The 16466-nt window shown below is 39.7% G+C and carries 11 protein-coding genes and 4 pseudogenes; 11 read left to right on the top strand and 4 right to left on the bottom strand.

All coding sequences use genetic code 11. The annotated features are described in order from the left end of the window. Positions 1–208 precede the first annotated feature (208 nt). The gene (locus tag HXN26_RS04435) at positions 209–469 is read left to right on the top strand and encodes a hypothetical protein (RefSeq protein ID WP_273159014.1); all 261 of its coding nucleotides are present in this window, start codon (positions 209–211) and stop codon (positions 467–469) included. A 111-nt stretch (positions 470–580) separates the two neighbouring features. Here HXN26_RS04435 and HXN26_RS04430 read toward each other — a convergent pair. Beyond that, positions 581–952 (bottom strand): annotated as a pseudogene (locus HXN26_RS04430) (ISL3 family transposase); the annotation flags it as partial. On the opposite strand from HXN26_RS04430, the gene HXN26_RS04425 reads away from it, so the two are divergent. Further along, the gene (locus tag HXN26_RS04425) at positions 932–1858 is read left to right on the top strand and encodes an IS30 family transposase (protein WP_273159046.1); all 927 of its coding nucleotides are present in this window, start codon (positions 932–934) and stop codon (positions 1856–1858) included. The pseudogene HXN26_RS04430 and the gene HXN26_RS04425 overlap by 21 nt on opposite strands. A gap of 570 nt (positions 1859–2428) precedes the next feature. Further along, positions 2429–4216: a hypothetical protein gene (locus tag HXN26_RS04420; protein WP_273159013.1), complete on the top strand. Its 1788-nt coding sequence runs from the start codon at positions 2429–2431 to the stop codon at positions 4214–4216. Between the two features lie 41 nt (positions 4217–4257). Here HXN26_RS04420 and HXN26_RS04415 read toward each other — a convergent pair. After that, a pseudogene (locus HXN26_RS04415) lies at positions 4258–4404 on the bottom strand (IS5/IS1182 family transposase); the annotation flags it as partial. A gap of 42 nt (positions 4405–4446) precedes the next feature. Next, positions 4447–4614 (bottom strand): annotated as a pseudogene (locus HXN26_RS04410) (ISL3 family transposase); the annotation flags it as partial. A gap of 95 nt (positions 4615–4709) precedes the next feature. Between HXN26_RS04410 and HXN26_RS04405 the strand changes: the two are divergent. Beyond that, a pseudogene (locus HXN26_RS04405) lies at positions 4710–5273 on the top strand (S1 RNA-binding domain-containing protein); the annotation flags it as partial. A 23-nt stretch (positions 5274–5296) separates the two neighbouring features. On the opposite strand, the gene nhaA reads toward HXN26_RS04405, so the two are convergent. Then, positions 5297–6649: a Na+/H+ antiporter NhaA gene (nhaA, locus tag HXN26_RS04400; RefSeq protein ID WP_273159011.1), complete on the bottom strand. Its 1353-nt coding sequence runs from the start codon at positions 6647–6649 to the stop codon at positions 5297–5299. 152 nt (positions 6650–6801) lie between these two features. Here nhaA and HXN26_RS04395 point away from each other — a divergent pair, with 152 nt between their 5' ends. From HXN26_RS04395 to HXN26_RS04365, 7 genes are all read left to right on the top strand, one after another. Beyond that, positions 6802–8103 (top strand): IS1380 family transposase, encoded by a 1302-nt coding sequence (locus tag HXN26_RS04395; RefSeq protein ID WP_273159009.1) that lies wholly within the window; start codon positions 6802–6804, stop codon positions 8101–8103. Positions 8104–8663: 560 nt separating this feature from the next. Next, positions 8664–10562, top strand: a complete 1899-nt coding sequence (locus HXN26_RS04390; protein WP_273159006.1) for a 2-oxoacid:acceptor oxidoreductase subunit alpha — start codon at positions 8664–8666, stop codon at positions 10560–10562. Between the two features lie 18 nt (positions 10563–10580). Next, positions 10581–11588, top strand: a complete 1008-nt coding sequence (locus HXN26_RS04385; RefSeq protein WP_273159004.1) for a 2-oxoacid:ferredoxin oxidoreductase subunit beta — start codon at positions 10581–10583, stop codon at positions 11586–11588. 338 nt (positions 11589–11926) lie between these two features. Further along, the gene (gene sucC, locus HXN26_RS04380) at positions 11927–13060 is read left to right on the top strand and encodes an ADP-forming succinate--CoA ligase subunit beta (protein WP_273159002.1); all 1134 of its coding nucleotides are present in this window, start codon (positions 11927–11929) and stop codon (positions 13058–13060) included. A 28-nt stretch (positions 13061–13088) separates the two neighbouring features. Then, positions 13089–13961 carry a succinate--CoA ligase subunit alpha gene (gene sucD / locus HXN26_RS04375; RefSeq protein ID WP_273159000.1) on the top strand — a complete coding sequence of 291 codons (873 nt, stop codon included), beginning with the start codon at positions 13089–13091 and terminating at the stop codon, positions 13959–13961. Positions 13962–14512: 551 nt separating this feature from the next. Further along, positions 14513–15043 carry a T9SS type A sorting domain-containing protein gene (locus tag HXN26_RS04370; protein ID WP_273158998.1) on the top strand — a complete coding sequence of 177 codons (531 nt, stop codon included), beginning with the start codon at positions 14513–14515 and terminating at the stop codon, positions 15041–15043. A gap of 368 nt (positions 15044–15411) precedes the next feature. Continuing rightward, on the top strand, positions 15412–16287 hold the full coding sequence (locus tag HXN26_RS04365) for a formylglycine-generating enzyme family protein (RefSeq protein ID WP_025001197.1): 876 nt from the start codon (positions 15412–15414) through the stop codon (positions 16285–16287). Positions 16288–16466: the final 179 nt, after the last annotated feature.

The following is a 16466-nucleotide window of genomic DNA, read 5'->3' as shown; positions in this document are numbered from 1 at the left end:
TAAGGGAGGATTAAATAGGGTTGAGCTATATCAAACAACTATTATAAAATGAGAAAGAAATAGGTGGAACGATGAATTTTATCTATTATTTCTTTTAATAAGGAAATAAATTATACCTTTGTGGCGTTATAATGAGATTTTGGATAGCTAAGGAAAAGATGTAAACTAAATCTTTCTTGTATTCATAAACTAATAAAATCAGAATAATATGACAAAAGAAAAGTTTTTCACTGCAATGGGATGGGTTGGTATGGTGACATCTATTTTAATGTATGTTTTCTACATACCACAGATAGAAAGTAACCTCGCAGGCAACAAGGGTACTTTTATTCAACCATTTATGGCAGGTGTTAACTGCACCTTATGGGTTGCTTACGGATTGTTTAAGGAGAAGCGTGATTGGCCATTAGCAATTGCTAACACACCGGGCATCATCTTTGGTTTTGTAGCAGCTTTCACTGCGTCGTAAGTCAAAACAATATAAAATGTGCGTCCTCTTCATTCTTTCGGGTGAAGAGGATTTTTGTTTTGTGACAGATAATCAGTAGAAATACATTGTCGTTTGGGAAACATTTACGGTTCATCCGACATTTCGAGTGATACGGCAGTCATGCAGTGCATAGAGTCTTAGTGTAAAGTACCTCTCATCCCTGAATCCATACGCATTTCGTTTCATTACTTTAATCTTGTTATTGATGCCTTCGACTTTTCCTGTTGATAGATGGCAATCGTACCATGCAAGGATTCCTTTCTTATAGGTTTTCACAGTAACAGCCATTTTCTGTAGTTGGGCTATCTTACTTTGTTCAGCCTGCCTTATCCAGTCATCAAGCACTTTTTCTGCCATATCTTTCGTGGATTGCGACCATATCTGACGCAGTTGTTCCTTCAAATAGTATGCTTTTGACAATGGCTCATTCATAGCTAAAGCATTCTCAAGCCTTGTTTTGTGCTGTTTTTTGCCTTACTCCAAAAGAAAACAGCGAGAAAAGAAATTGCCGACATCGTCGGTATTAGTCAGTCAACACTCTCACGTGAAATCAAACGCAACAGCACGCCTTCGGGAAAGTATATCTGGACGAAGGCGCATGATATGGCTATGCAGCGCAGAAAGAGCACGGTAACTAACGCCAAACTCTCCGACGAATTAGTTTGGAGAATTAAAGAATATATTACCAACGACCAGTGGTCTCCAAGACAAATATCAGGGTATCTGCGCATAAATGAGGGCATAGAGGTATCCCACCAGTCCATCTATAACATCATCCACAATGACACAACAGGGAAACTTGCAGAGCACACAAGGCATAAGATGAAATACAGGTATCGTCCCAAAGGCGGACATCTTCCAATAAAGGACAGGGTGAGTATCCATGAAAGAAGTAAAGAAGTTGACGGGAAGAGATTTGGAGATTTTGAGATGGATTTGATCGTCGACCCTGCCCAGCACGCCATACTCACAATAGTGGAGAAATCCACCAATATGTTGTTTATGCAGAAACTGCCATTTGGAAAACAGTCAAAGCCTCTGGTAAAGGTGGTTAGGAAACTACTGCTGCCTTACAAGGACAGCCTGAAGACGATTACAACAGATAACGGACCTGAATTTGCAGCACATAAGGACATCACAAAATACTTAGGAGTGCCCGTGTACTTCGCTGATCCATATTGTTCATGGCAAAAGGGAGCTGTTGAGAATATAAACAAATTAATCAGGCAGTATATACCTAAAAAGGATTCGTTTGATAACTATACGGACAAGAGAATTATGTCCATACAAAAGAAATTGAACGAAAGACCAAGAGAAAAATTAAACTTTTCTAATCCAAAGTGCGAGTTCTTTAAACACGTTTTGTAATTTTGCACTTGCTGGTTGACTCTGCGGGTTCATTGATTTTTTAATCGTTTAGTATGTTTTTGCCGAAATTATGTCTAACTTTCAAAAAAAACATTTATCTTTGCGAATTGTTCTTCTTTACTATACAACAAAGATTATAAGAATGAAAAAGGCATATAAGATACTTTGAGCAAGGTTTCGACATATGACATCATAGTTTTCAAGGTATAGAGCGTCGAGTAGACGCGCTAGACGTACTTTTCTTACTAAGCTGTATTCGTACAGTACCGATAGGTTAATAAGTCGGTTGTAAGTAGTTTACCTGTGACTAAAAACGATTAAACAACTTCTCCCTATTTTCTTTCCAGAGGGAGAGAAGAGGAGTTTCGAATGAAGAAAAACTGCCCGTTGCAACTTTTTATTTAGCATTTTCTATTAATTATTGCATTCGAGCTAAACTCTGATTTCGCAATTTTAATCTTCTCTGAGAGATTACGGAGAAATACAAAACCATCTATAAACAATTTTAAAGCACTTCTTGTCCCATTCCTCCTCCCCTCAGAAGGAAGTAGAGATAGGAAATTTTACATTATGAGAAAAACTATTCTTCTTGCCATTGCAGCACTTACTGCAAATGTACAGGCAATCTATTCACAGGAAACTGGCACTATTGCACCTAAGCCAGCATATACTTGTGATTTTGAAAACACGGCAACAACTGATTTTACCGACCAAGTTATTACTATCAATGGTAAGCGTTGGAGACTTCATAATGCCCGTATTACCGACTCGTCTATCAATGGTATTCCACAAGGAAAGCGTGCTGCTGAAATTCTTTCAGGCACACCTAACAACGAACCTGCTTGTCTTGAACTTCTTGACACTGTTCATGGCGGTTCTGTAGCATTTTGTTTTGGTCATTCTGGAATGGATCGAACCATAAGCCGCAGTAGTGAAGCGTGGTTAATTGAAGTTACTAACGACGATGGAAAGAATTGGATGTCAAAACCGCTCATTTTCGATGATACTGATGTAACTCCAATGTCGTCTTTCGATTCTCCTTATGCAGGAGAGCCATTCCGCTTCAGAATCCGCTTTACTGATAAACTTGGATACGGCAGCAACTGGCGTATCTTAATTGATAATATATATGTAACAAAAGGAGAAAATATAGAAGTGCCTTGGTATATACAGCCTGGACGATTCTTCGATGGCTTCGAAACATCACAAGATAATATCACTTTCAATCCATTAATGAGTGGTTCGACTTTCTTCTTTGGTGAAAAAGGAAGTCCATACGCAGATACTTATATACAAACACGTATCGATGAGAATGAGCCTACCAACTATTACATTATGCCAGAGGGTATTCAGTTTACAGCTAAAAATCTAACAGAAGGTAAACATAGCTTCAATGTTAAGTTTATGCGTGCTGCTGATGACCAGCCTTGGACAGGACCACTACAAACAAACTTCGATTTTTACGTACGTCCAGTTAGTGGTACAATGAAAGGAGTTGCAGCATTACGACGTGCAGAAGTTGGCAAATTCTATGATTTAGTTCCAAATGGTAACGATAGTATTTTTGTAAACTGGATTAAGAAGACCCGTGCTCAGAAGTGGCTCTTTGACGGTAAAGCAGGAATATTGGTAGATGATCCAAACTATCTTGATTATTCTCCAACACTTTCACCAAACGATCAAGTTGTAAAAAAAATGCGCGGTCAGCTTATTATGCTCGACAATAATCTTGTATTCCGTCTTGATAGCAAACCAGAAATAGAAGATGTAGCTAACTCTAACTTCCATTTCCGCAACTACGTTTGTGATAATTTAAGTATCATTAGCAACAATCCTGAAAGCTATATGGCCTATCCGCTAGCGCTTACAGGTGTGAAACTTGTTCAGCCATTCAATAAAATTGACCATACTCCTAATGGACGCATTGAGATAGTGGACTTGAAAGGTAATAGTTTCATACTTCAGAACATCTATCCCGACAATTTCCAAACCTCTCAAATCCTTCAAGCTGATACACAACACTTCATTATTTATGGTATGGTAGGAAAGTCATATATAGATGGAAAACCTTGTTTCTTCCCGCTCAGTGTACAGCCTGACTATAAAGCAGATGCTGCTGGAGTTTCGAATACTATTTCAGATGCGCCTTCATTGTCAGTAAACCATACTTCTGGCAACCTCATAATGAAAAGTTCTGTAGCATGTACAATAGACATAACCGACCTCAATGGTAGTTTAGTTACCCGTTTGGAACTTAAGGCTAGTACTGCAACAACTGTTTCGCTTGGCCATGGTCTATTCATGGCTACTGCTCGTTTTGCTGATGGCAGCAAATCTACAGTTAAGTTTGTAAACTAATTCGTTTTATTTTTTACAAATATAACCTATTTAGTCGTCCCTTAAAAACAATATTTCAGCATAAAGCTTGTATTGACAAGCTCTATGCTGATTCTTTTTATAAGGTCCAAAAGAACTCTCATAGCTCTTTTGAAGTTATATGCTGCTGCAGCTGATAATACATTGGTAGCATCTCCTTTGACACTGCGGATAGTTACTCGCTTGCCACCTATGGGAAGTCCAACAAAGTCCCGCAGACGATACCCGTTCTTCACAACAGAGCGAGCCCCACAACAAGGGCAACATCTTATTCGCTCTTTTGTTTGTACATACAAAATAATTCTATTACCTTTGTATTCTTCACAAGTGCATTCGTGGGTGTAAAGACCCCAAGCATGATATAGGAAACTGCTGTTCATCTTTGTACATTTGGTTGTGTTTATTCAAATATACAATATTTACAGCGGTTTCTTTTTTATTTTATCTGTTTTATCACTCCAAATTCCTGAAGAACCTGATGAAAGACCTCTTCTGCCCCTTCCACGAACAAAAACAACGTATGGAAATGGGCGAAAGCTACGTGGTGGCTGTATTTATCGACGAAGAAAGCTACCGCATTGCGGTCTCGGCTAAGGTGGAACATTTCTTTGCCAACGACTTTCCGCCTTATCAACAAGGTGACGAAGTTGACCTTTTAGTGTGGCAATCCACCGACCTTGGTTTCAAAATGATTATTGATAACGCCTATCCCAAACTGGCTTATCGCTCACAAGTATTCCGTCCGCTGCATGTTGGCGACCGTCTTCGCGGGTATATCATGGGCGTAAGACCAGATGGTAAGATTGACATTAGCTTGCAACCGCTGGGCAGAAAATAAACAACCGACTTTGCCGAACAGTTGTTGCAATACCTTAAAGACAACAAGGGTTATTGCAATCTTGGCGACAAAAGTGAAGCCGAAGACATCAAACGCCGCTTTACTGTGAGCAAAAGGGTGTTAAAAAAAGCGGTGGGCGACTTGTATAAACACCGACTGATAACCATTAAAAAAAACGGTTTAAGGCTTGTGAACAAGTAAATCACAAGCCCCAAACCAAGCGCTTAACCTCGGTTAGGCGCTTTTTTTATGCCACGATTAGACTTACGCAAGCACATATATCCTACAATTCCACCCATGATGGATGCTGCAAAAATGCCTATCTTAGACTGTATGGCATGTTCGGGCGATGTAAAAGCAAGCATCGTTACAAACATAGACATGGTGAAACCTATGCCTGCAAGAAAACCCAACCCAATAATGCTGCGCCAAGTTATGCCACGCGAACGCTTACCAATACCCAAACGCTCGCATATCCACACAGCAAAGACTATTCCCACTGGCTTACCAACAAGCAAACCGGTCATAACTCCAATGGCAACTCCATTGGAAAACAACATGCCAAAATCTAAATCAACAAACGAAACGCCAGTATTGGCAAGCGCAAAGATGGGCATCACCACAAATGCAACAAAGGGATGAAGCCCATGTTCGAGCCGTTGAAGTGGCGGAGTGGCCTTTGCCGACTCGACTTGTACGCGTGCCAATATCTCCACTTGTTCGGGTTCGAGGGTTCGCACATCATTGGACGCAGCGTTTTCAAACTGTCGCGTAAGCTTCTTAATGCGTGCTAGGAATGCTGCTTCGGGTATACGAGCATCGGCAGGTATAACCATAGCCGCCAAAACTGCTGATATTGTGGCATGAATACCCGATGTGAGGAAGGCCACCCACACTCCGCCAATACCCAAAACGCCATAAAACCACACGCTTTTTACACCCAAACGATTGCCCACTAGCATCACTGCAAGCACTACAAAGCCTATGGCTAAGCTGGCAAATGAAATTTCGGTGGTATAGAAAAGTGCGATAATAACCACCGAACCAAGGTCGTCGACAATGGCTAACGTGGTGAGAAACACCTTCGCCGACACAGGAACGCGATTGCCCAAGAGCTGAAGCACGGCCAAAGCAAAGGCTATATCCGTGGCCATGGGTATGCCCCAACCATGCGTTGTGGGAGTTGCAGCATTGAAAATAAGATAAATAACCGCAGGAAAGAGCATGCCACACAGGGCTGACACTACTGGAAGTGTAATCTTACGAAGGTCGCGTAGCTCGCCACCAATAAACTCGCGCTTGAGTTCCAGCCCCACAACAAAGAAGAACATCGACATCAATCCATCGTTAATCCAATGTTCTAAACTAAAATCCAAATAGTTTTGACCATTGATAGAGAAACCAAAATGATGCTCAAGAAAATGTGTATAAGTGTCGCGCAAGGGCGAATTGGCTAACACTAAGGCCAATAACACAAAGATGCCCAGCACAATACCGCTTGAATGCTCGCGGTGCAAAAACTGTAAAGTGGGTATAACGAGTCGGTTTTCTAATTCTTTTTGATACTGTTGTCTCATCTATTGCTTATAATATATATCCTTAATTCCGCAGCATAAATTCTTGTGAAAACTCCAAGTGCCTGAGAAACAAAGTTCTCAAAACACTTGGATATGTCAGAAATTTCACCTATCTTGGTGCTGCAAACATAACAAGTAAGCAAAAATCTGACATGACAAAGGTAGCAATTAAAAACGAGAATATCACTTCTTTCGGTGGAATTTATCATATTATGGACGTTTTCTCAAAGTTGGGCTTTGAAAAACTTACCGAATCTGTATTGGGCAAACGTGGAAGTAGCGGCAAAGCATTCTGTTATGGAAGTATTTTTGGCTCTCTCTTCTTCAGTTACCTTTGTGGTGGAGAATGCCTTGAGGACATTAATGCGCTTATAGGGAAGTTCAAGCAGAGACCTGATATGCTGTTACCCGGTGCCGACACTGTGAGGCGCGGACTAAAGGAGCTTACCGAGAAAAATATTGTCTATAAGAGCAAGACCTCCGACAAGTCGTATAGTTTCAACACAGCAGAAAAGTTGAATACCTTACTTTTACGGATGATACGGAGGATGGGGCTTATAAAGGTAGGCAGTCATGTTGACTTAGACTTTGACCACCAGTTTATTCCAGCCCACAAGTTCGATGCAAAGTATTCTTACAAGCAGGATTTTGGCTATTTCCCTGGTTGGGCTTCCATTGGGGGAATCATAGTCGGAGGTGAGAATCGTGACGGAAACACCAATGTGAGATTCCATCAAGAAGACACGCTCCGTCGCATTATGGACCGTGTAACCTCAGAACTTGGTGTGGTAATAGAGCGTTTCCGTGCTGATTGCGGATCGTTCTCAAAGGAAATCATCCAAACCGTAGAGCAGCGCTGCAACACGTTCTATATACGTGCAGCCAACTGCGACAGCCGATGTGAGGACTTCCGCCAGCTGAAAGAATGGAAGAGTGTTGAGGTTGGTTATGAGAGATGCGATGTCACCTCCGTCAGCATAGACAACTTAATAGAAGGAAAGTCATACAGGCTTGTCGTACAGCGTAGTCCTTTGAAAGACAAGGATGGCAAGCAACAGACAGATATCTTCGGAGTAATATACACATACCGCTGTATCCTTACCAACAACTGGACATCTACTGAGAAAGACATCATTACATTTTATAATGAGCGTGGAGCAAGCGAAAAGAACTTCGACATACAGAACAATGACTTCGGATGGTCACATCTGCCCTTTTCCTTTATGGCTGAGAACATGGTTTTCATGATGGTTACCGCCATGCTGAAGAACTTCTATCTCTATCTCGTCCGTCATATCAGCGAGAAGGTCAAGCCATTGAAAAAGACAAGCAGGCTGAAAGCCTTTATCCTACATTTTGTCAGCGTGCCAGCAAAATGGGTGCGCACTGGAAGGCAGAACGTTCTGAACCTATATACAAATAAAACCTACTACGCTGAAGTCTTCATTGAATAAATAGAATTCTTTGTGGTTATCATACTTCCCCATTGGTTTGGATGGGGGATTTTATGCTTAGAAAAGACCCAAGAAACACCGAAGCACCTCATATCAACATATAGAGCCCCAAAAAGACATCTCAACATATAAAATTTCCTCACAAGAAAAAATACTGCGGAATTAAGGTTAAATATCAAATTTCGTTTCCGATCTACGAAATCAGACCTTTTAAAATGTAGAAGTAAAAAAGGAAAAGAGAAAGAAATTGTGCTAAAAAGACATTTCATAACTTTAGCTATTAAACTAAAGGAAAACTCGAAATATTTTTTTATCATCTTACATACTTAACGTAATTTCATAAAATAGCGAATATTTTGGTAATAGCGCCAACGTTTTAATACCATTCTGCACACTTATTAATAGAACGTTATACATATCGTAAGTGCTTGAAAAAGAACCAAATATTTATCCTTTATTTTTTCTTTATAAAATATTTTGTCATTCCAATAATTATATAGACCTTTACACCGAAATTATAGCAACAGCTAACTATAAATAAGAAACAAAGGAATAATTCTATGGAAGAACAAATCGAAGTGAAAGAGCTTGAACACGTTGTAGTGTTGTTCTCTGGAGACTCGGGTGATGGAATGCAGTTAGCAGGTAACATTTTCTCAAATGTATCTGCCACTGTCGGTAATGGTATCTCTACATTCCCAGATTATCCAGCCGACATTCGCGCCCCGCAAGGTTCGCTAACTGGTGTTAGTGGATTTAGAGTGCACATTGGTGCAGGTAAAGTTTATACACCAGGTGACAAATGTGATGTATTGGTAGCAATGAATGCAGCTGCCCTTAAAACTCAGTACAAAAATTGTAAACCACAAGGAACTGTTATTATCGACACAGATTCTTTTAGCTCACGCGACTTGAAGAAAGCAGACTTTAAGAGCGATGATTACCTAAAAGAAATGGGAATTGATCCAGACTGTGTTGTTGCTTGTCCTATTACAAAGATGGTTAAGGACTGTCTTGCTGACACAGGAATGGATAACAGAGCTATGTTGAAGTGCCGCAATATGTTTGCACTAGGCTTAGTTTGTTGGTTGTTCAACCGCGACATCGAATTAGTAAACAACTTCTTGACAGATAAATTCAAGAAGAAGCCAGCTATAGCTGAAGCTAACATCAAAGTTGTTGCTGCAGGTTACAATTACGGACACAACATACATGCATCGGTTCCTAATACCTATCGTATTGAAACAAAAGAAAAGATACCAGGCCGATACATGGATATCACTGGTAATAAAGCTACAGCTTATGGTTTGATGGCCGCTGCAGAAAAAGCTGGTCTAACCCTCTTTTTGGGTTCTTATCCTATCACTCCTGCAACTGATATTCTTCACGAGTTGGCAAAACACAAGTCAATGGGCGTTGTTACAGTACAATGTGAAGACGAAATTTCTGGTGCGGCATCTGCAATCGGTGCATCTTTCGCAGGAGCATTGGCTGCTACCTCTACATCAGGTCCAGGTATCTGTTTGAAAAGTGAAGCTTTGAATCTTGCCGTTATAGACGAGTTACCACTTGTTATCATTGACGTTCAACGTGGTGGTCCATCTACAGGTCTTCCAACAAAGAGTGAACAAACCGACCTTTTACAAGTTCTCTACGGCCGAAATGGAGAAAGTCCTATGCCGGTTATTGCAGCAACAAGCCCGACTGACTGCTTTGATGCAGCATTCGCAGCTTGTAAGATGGCGCTCGAACACATGACTCCTGTTATATTGCTTACAGATGCTTTCATTGCCAACGGCTCTTCTGCATGGAAACTTCCTAAACTCGAAGACCTTCCTGAAATACGTCCTCACTACGCTACCGACGCTCAACGTTATAAATACACTCCATATAAGCGCGAAGAGTTCAGCAACGTTCGTTATTGGGCTGTTCCTGGAATGGAAGGTTATGAACATATTCTTGGTGGACTTGAGAAAGATGGTAAGACTGGTGCAATCTCAACTGATGCTGATAACCACGACCTTATGGACAACTTGCGTTTCAACAAAGTTGCACGCATACCAGTACCAGACTTGCAAGTACAAGGTGACAAAGATGATGCAGACTTGCTCATCGTAGGTTTCGGTAGTACATACGGACACTTGTATTCAGCAATGCAAGAACTTCGTTCAAAGGGTTATAAGATAGCACTTGCACAGTTTAAGTATGTAAACCCATTGCCAAAGAATACTGCCCAAGTATTATCTCGTTACAAGAAAGTAGTTGTAGCAGAGCAGAACCTTGGTCAGCTCGCAGCTTTGCTTCGTATCCGCATAAATAACTTCGCCCCATATCAGTATAACCAAGTGAAGGGTCAGCCATTCGTTGTTCAAGAACTTGTACAAGGTTTCGAACGTTTATTAACACTTCCTGCACCAAAGGACGAATGCGGTACATTCTATTCAAGAATCTTACAATAATTTAAGGAGGAAAACAAGATGACTCAGTATACAGACAAAGATTATAAGAAAGGTCAGCCAAGATGGTGCCCTGGTTGTGGCGACCATTTCTTCTTGGCGAGTTTACATAAAGCAATGGCAGAGTTAGGAGTTCCTCCATACGAAACTGCCGTTATCTCAGGTATTGGTTGCTCAAGCCGATTGCCTTACTATGTCAACACTTTTGCCATGCAAACTATTCATGGTCGTGCTGCTGCTATTGCAACGGGACTGAAGGTTGCAAATCCAAAACTTACAGTTTGGCAAGTTTCTGGTGATGGTGATGGTTTGGCTATTGGTGGTAATCACTTTATTCATGCCTTAAGAAGAAACATTGATATTAACATTATTCTTCTCAACAACCGAATTTATGGTTTAACAAAAGGTCAATATTCACCAACCAGCCCTCGTGGTTTCGTTTCTAAATCAAGTCCCTACGGAACAGTGGAAGATCCTTTTCGTCCTGCCGAACTCTGCTTCGGCGCACGTGGAAAATTCTTTGCTCGTGCCGTAGCTACCGATACTATTGAAACAATTGCCATATTAAAAGCTGCAAAACAGCACAAAGGAGCTGCAGTTTGCGAAATTCTTCAAAACTGTGTAATCTTCAATGAAGGTTGTCATGATGCAGTTTACAATAAAGAAAGTCGCAAGGCAAATGCTATCTATGTAAAGCATGGCGAACCATTAGTATTCGGTGTAGATAACGAATTTGGTTTAGTACAAGAAGGTTTTGGATTGAAGGTTGTGAAGATAGGTGAAGATGGATATACCATCAACGATATCCTTGTTCACGATGCACACTGTGTAGACGATACTTTACAGTTGAAGTTAGCAATGATGGATACTAAGGACGGATTCCCAGTTGCATTGGGAATTATTCGCGATGTTGATGCTCCTACCTACGATGAATCTGTTTGGCAACAAATAGAAGAGGTAAAAGCAAAGAAAGAATACCACAACTTCACAGAGTTACTAGAAACTAACGACATTTGGGAAGTAAAGTAAATCATCTTTGAAAAAGTTATATTAAAAACAAAAGAGGGTGTCCTTGACATCAAGACACACCCTCTTTTGGGTTTAATCTAAGATTATACAATCAAAACATTGTTAATTTGAAGCGTTGAATATAAATTTAAACTTTTACTCTTTCTGTAGCTGAAAGTAATTTCGTAAATTTGTTGCGTAAAGAAACAAGTTTTTCTGTATTTAAAAAGACAAAGTAGGACTTCTTTCTTGTATTAGCAATCTACCTCATAAGACTGCTTTTAACGCAAGACGTTTCACTTCAGAATGTTTGAAAAAACAATTAAAATAACATATAGTATTAACTAATTATATTTGCTATGAAAGTTCATGAATACCAGGCAAAAGAGTTTTTTGCAAGTTATGGAATTCCAGTACAGCGCGGTATTGTTTGCCGTACACCAGAAGAAGCTGTAAAGGCATACGAAGAGCTGGGTGTAGAACTGGCTGTTGTTAAGGCACAGGTACACACAGGTGGTCGTGGTAAAGCTGGTGGTGTAAAGTTGGGCAAGACAGCCGAAGAAATTCGCACACATGCAACCAATATCCTCGGTATGGATATTAAAGGTTTCATCGTAGACCGCGTGCTTGTTTGTGCAGCACTTGACATCAAGTCTGAGTTCTACGTTAGTATCCTTCCTGATCGTAATTCTAAGTCAGCAATCTTCATGGTTAGCCGTGAAGGTGGTATGGATATCGAAGCTGTAGCAAGAGAAACACCAGAAAAAATTGCTAAAATTGCTATCGATCCAGCAGTTGGATTATACGATTATAAAGCTCGTCAAATTGCTTTCAAACTTTTCGACGATAAGAAATACGTTAATCAAGCTGTGCCATTGTTCAAGAATTTGTATCGTCTCTTCGTAGAGAAAGATGCTTCTTTAACAGAAATCAACCCACTCGTTATTACCGGAGACGACGAACTCTCTGCTGTAGATGCAAAGATGACCTTTGATAATAATGCTCTCTTCCGTCATCCTGACGTGTTTGAACTTTTCGAACCAACAGAAGACGAAAAGAAAGAGCAAGAAGCAAAAGACAAAGGTTTCAGCTACGTTAATCTCGGTGGTGAAATTGGTTGCATGGTAAATGGTGCAGGTCTTGCTATGGCTACTATGGATATGATTAAACTCTATGGTGGCAATCCTGCAAACTTCCTTGATATTGGTGGTAGTTCTAACCCAACAAAGATTGTTGAGGCTATGAAACTTCTCCTTTCAGATAAGCACGTGAAGGTTGTTCTTATCAATATCTTCGGTGGTATCACACGTTGCGACGACGTTGCTCAAGGACTTATCGAAGCCTTTAAACTCATAGAAACCGATATGCCTATCGTTATTCGTCTTACAGGAACTAACGAAGCTGAAGGCCGTGAGTTGCTAAGAGGTACTAAGTTCCACGTTGCTACAACTATGAGTGAAGCTGGCCACATGGCAGTAGATCTCTGCAAATAATTTATTTCGTTTTTAAACATAGAAAAAAATGAGTATTTTAATTAACAAAGATACACGCCTTATCGTTCAAGGCATTACAGGTCGTGATGGTAGTTTCCACGCTACTAAGATGAAAGAATATGGTACTAACGTTGTAGGTGGTACATCACCAGGTAAAGCTGGCCAAGAAGTTGCTGGTATTCCTGTATTCAACACTGTTCGTGATGCAGTTGAAGCAACCAATGCTAATACATCAGTTATCTTCGTTCCTGCAGCTTTTGCAAAAGATGCTATGCTCGAAGCTGCTGATGCAGGTATTAAATTGATTATTTGTATTACAGAAGGTGTACCTACACTTGATGTTGTTGAGGCTTATCGCTATATTCAAATTAAAGGTGCGCAGCTTATCGGTCCTAACTGTCCAGGTTTGATTTCTCCAGGAGAAAGCATGGTTGGTATTATGCCAACTAACATTTTCAAGAAGGGACATACAGGCGTTATTAGCCGTTCTGGTACTTTGACTTACCAAGTTGTTGCTTCACTTACTGCAGAAGGTATGGGACAGTCTTCAGCTATTGGTGTAGGTGGTGACCCAATTGTAGGTCTTTACTTCCAAGACTTGCTCGAAATGTTCCAAAACGACCCAGAAACTGATAGTATTGCTATTATTGGTGAAATCGGTGGTGATGCAGAAGAGCGTGCAGCTGAATACATTAAGAAATATGTAACAAAACCAGTTGTAGCTTTCATCTCTGGTCGCGAAGCTCCTAAGGGAAAACAAATGGGACACGCTGGTGCTATTATTTCTAGCGGTTCTGGTACTGCTGCAGAAAAAGTAGCTGCTTTCGAAGCTGCTGGTATTCCTGTAGCTCGTGAAACTCAGGAAATTCCTGTACTTTTGAAACAAAAGTTAGGTAAGTAATTGTAGATAGTTAGACTTCAATTCTATCATTTATATATAAGAGGGTATGCCAAGTTTTTAATTGGTTATACCCTCTTTTTGTTTCCCACATACTGTTTCTTTTTATTATTTGCCATATTCTAATACGGCGAAAAATATTGTTCAACAAAAATAAATCCCTTTTTCTTATTACTATACTTCATGCCAATAAGAAAGAAGGAATAGTGAAACCCATGTATTTAATGTTACGCATTTTTGTTATTATAAACTTTGAAGTTTATAATAATAAACATCAAAGTTTATAATTATAATTTTAAAAATTGTAATTATATTTTTTTGATAGCGAATATTTATAGTATAAGAAATGGCTGTTATTGACTATCTCGTGTGATGCGAAAAGACCACTTAGGCAGATAATAGTCCTCTTTTCTCCCATAAGAAAAGCGTGTTAAAAACAATAAAATTAAAAGATTTGCTTGTTAGTTCAAATTATAATACCTATTTTTGTAAGATAGCAAAGTGGTGATAACAGATACATTCAATTCATTGAATCATAATAAATTTTTAACAATATGAAAATCAGGACAAAAATTTTACTTACTTTAGTAGCCGGCTTATGGGGCAGTATGTTAAGTGTGGTCAACGCATCGAAGATTCAAAATTCATTGCAAGATGAAGCAGAAAAAGCAACATGCCTTGTTGTTCAATTGCAGACAGAGGGCGAAAGCGTTTTCTTCTTAGGAAAAAATCCTAAGTTAATGTATTTTGCTGATAGCTTGGCAGTAGTTTATGATAACCAGCAATTAAACTTTGCATTAAAGGATATAAAGAACTATCATTTTGATGAACGTGTTCCAGCAGGAATAGGACAAGTAGAAGGACAAGCTATACAACAAGGATACACGAGTTTCTCAGAAAGTCTTGTTGTCTTCACAAATTATCCAGCAGGCAATCGTATCAATGTATTTACAGTTAGTGGACGTAAAGTTGCCGCTGTTGTTGTAGACGGAAGTGGTAATGCACAACTTGATATGAGCAATCAACCAGCCGGAGTTTATATTATTAACACCGGAAAGAGTGCCTTTAAGTGGCTAAAGAAGTAATAAAAGGATAGAGTCTTTCGGTAGCTTAAAAAGTTGTCGAAAGACAAACTTTCCAACCTTTGAATATCTTTTGACGGAATTAACCTATCAGTAAAAATAAGCTGTTGGGAACTTATTTTAAGGAATATAGAATCATCACACTTTCCGTCATACCCATAATCACATAGAACGCTATTTTACAAAGTTGACGAAGAGGTAGAGTCGTCAAGAAAAATACTAAAAGCATATTGGTCGTTTCTGCCTAAAGCATTGGCAGGATTAGTGCGATGACCAACTTTCAATATCTAAGCAACATTAACACAATCCTTTCTGTAGAATTAAGTACGCACTAATTTAGTTTCACTGACAGGAACCAAAATATCCGAACTATGAAAAAGAGATTTTTACTCTGTACGATGGCTGTTTTTGCTCTCGCAGCTAATGTTTGTGCTCAATCTTGGAACATGGTAATAACGCACAATGACGGCACGTTTGATACGATTGCTGTTGAAAAAGTGAAAGATGTAACGTTTTTTAAAAAGACTTCTGGAACTATAGACCCTAAGGAATTAGGCATTGAGTTCGTGAAAATACCTGCTGGTTCTTTCTTAATGGGAAGTCCTGAAAACGAACCTCAACGCGAATCGGGTGAGGTGCAGCATAAAGTTACATTGAGCAAGGATTTCTATATGAGCAAATACCCAATTACTTTTACACAATACGATAAATTCTGCGAAGCAACTGGTAGACCGAAACCAAGCGATTACTCTTGGGGACGTAATAATCGTCCGGTAATTGATGTAAGTTGGGAGGATGCTATGGCTTTCTGTGCATGGATAGGCTGTCGTTTACCAACTGAAGCTGAATGGGAATATGCTTGTAAGGCAGGAACAACTACTCCGTTTAATACAGGAAAGAACTTAACAACGGATGATGCCAATTACGATGGAGGATATCCTTATAACGATTATGAACAAGGAACCTACCGCCAGCGTACGATGCCTGTAGGAACAGTAGGTAAACCTAACGCTTGGGGACTTTATGATATGCATGGAAATGTGCAAGAATGGTGCTATGATTGGTATGACGAATATTCGAAAACTGAACAAATAGACCCAAAAGGTCCAGAAAATGGCACATATCGTATATTGAGAGGTGGTAGCTGGACAAGTCGTGCTAAGCAATGTCGTAGTGCTTATCGTGGTGGAAGCGAATATAATAGTCGCTTAGACGATGCCGGTTTTCGTATAGTATTAATAAAGTAAACTATAGAATGATATCTGAGGCAACAATACTATAAGACAAATAAAAGATAAAAAATACTGAATATGCGGAGTAACAAAGAGAATTTGTTACTCCGCATTGTTGTATATAAAAATCATAGTGAATAGATAGTCCTCCCTTAAAAACCTAATATTCTCCTGATTCATAGTATATTATCCTG

It is taken from the genome of Prevotella aurantiaca, from assembly GCF_015262605.1.
In the GTDB taxonomy this organism is placed as follows: domain Bacteria; phylum Bacteroidota; class Bacteroidia; order Bacteroidales; family Bacteroidaceae; genus Prevotella; species Prevotella aurantiaca.
The sequence above is the reverse complement of the archived record's forward strand: the minus strand, read 5'-3'. Positions and strand labels throughout refer to the sequence as shown.

Coding starts and splice junctions, on each gene's coding strand:
- HXN26_RS04435 (WP_273159014.1), top strand. CDS start 209: ATGACAAAAGAAAAGTTTTTCACTGCAATGGGATGGGTTGGTATGGTG.
- HXN26_RS04420 (WP_273159013.1), top strand. CDS start 2,429: ATGAGAAAAACTATTCTTCTTGCCATTGCAGCACTTACTGCAAATGTA.
- nhaA (WP_273159011.1), bottom strand. CDS start 6,649: ATGAGACAACAGTATCAAAAAGAATTAGAAAACCGACTCGTTATACCC.
- HXN26_RS04395 (WP_273159009.1), top strand. CDS start 6,802: ATGACAAAGGTAGCAATTAAAAACGAGAATATCACTTCTTTCGGTGGA.
- HXN26_RS04390 (WP_273159006.1), top strand. CDS start 8,664: ATGGAAGAACAAATCGAAGTGAAAGAGCTTGAACACGTTGTAGTGTTG.
- HXN26_RS04385 (WP_273159004.1), top strand. CDS start 10,581: ATGACTCAGTATACAGACAAAGATTATAAGAAAGGTCAGCCAAGATGG.
- sucC (WP_273159002.1), top strand. CDS start 11,927: ATGAAAGTTCATGAATACCAGGCAAAAGAGTTTTTTGCAAGTTATGGA.
- sucD (WP_273159000.1), top strand. CDS start 13,089: ATGAGTATTTTAATTAACAAAGATACACGCCTTATCGTTCAAGGCATT.
- HXN26_RS04370 (WP_273158998.1), top strand. CDS start 14,513: ATGAAAATCAGGACAAAAATTTTACTTACTTTAGTAGCCGGCTTATGG.
- HXN26_RS04365 (WP_025001197.1), top strand. CDS start 15,412: ATGAAAAAGAGATTTTTACTCTGTACGATGGCTGTTTTTGCTCTCGCA.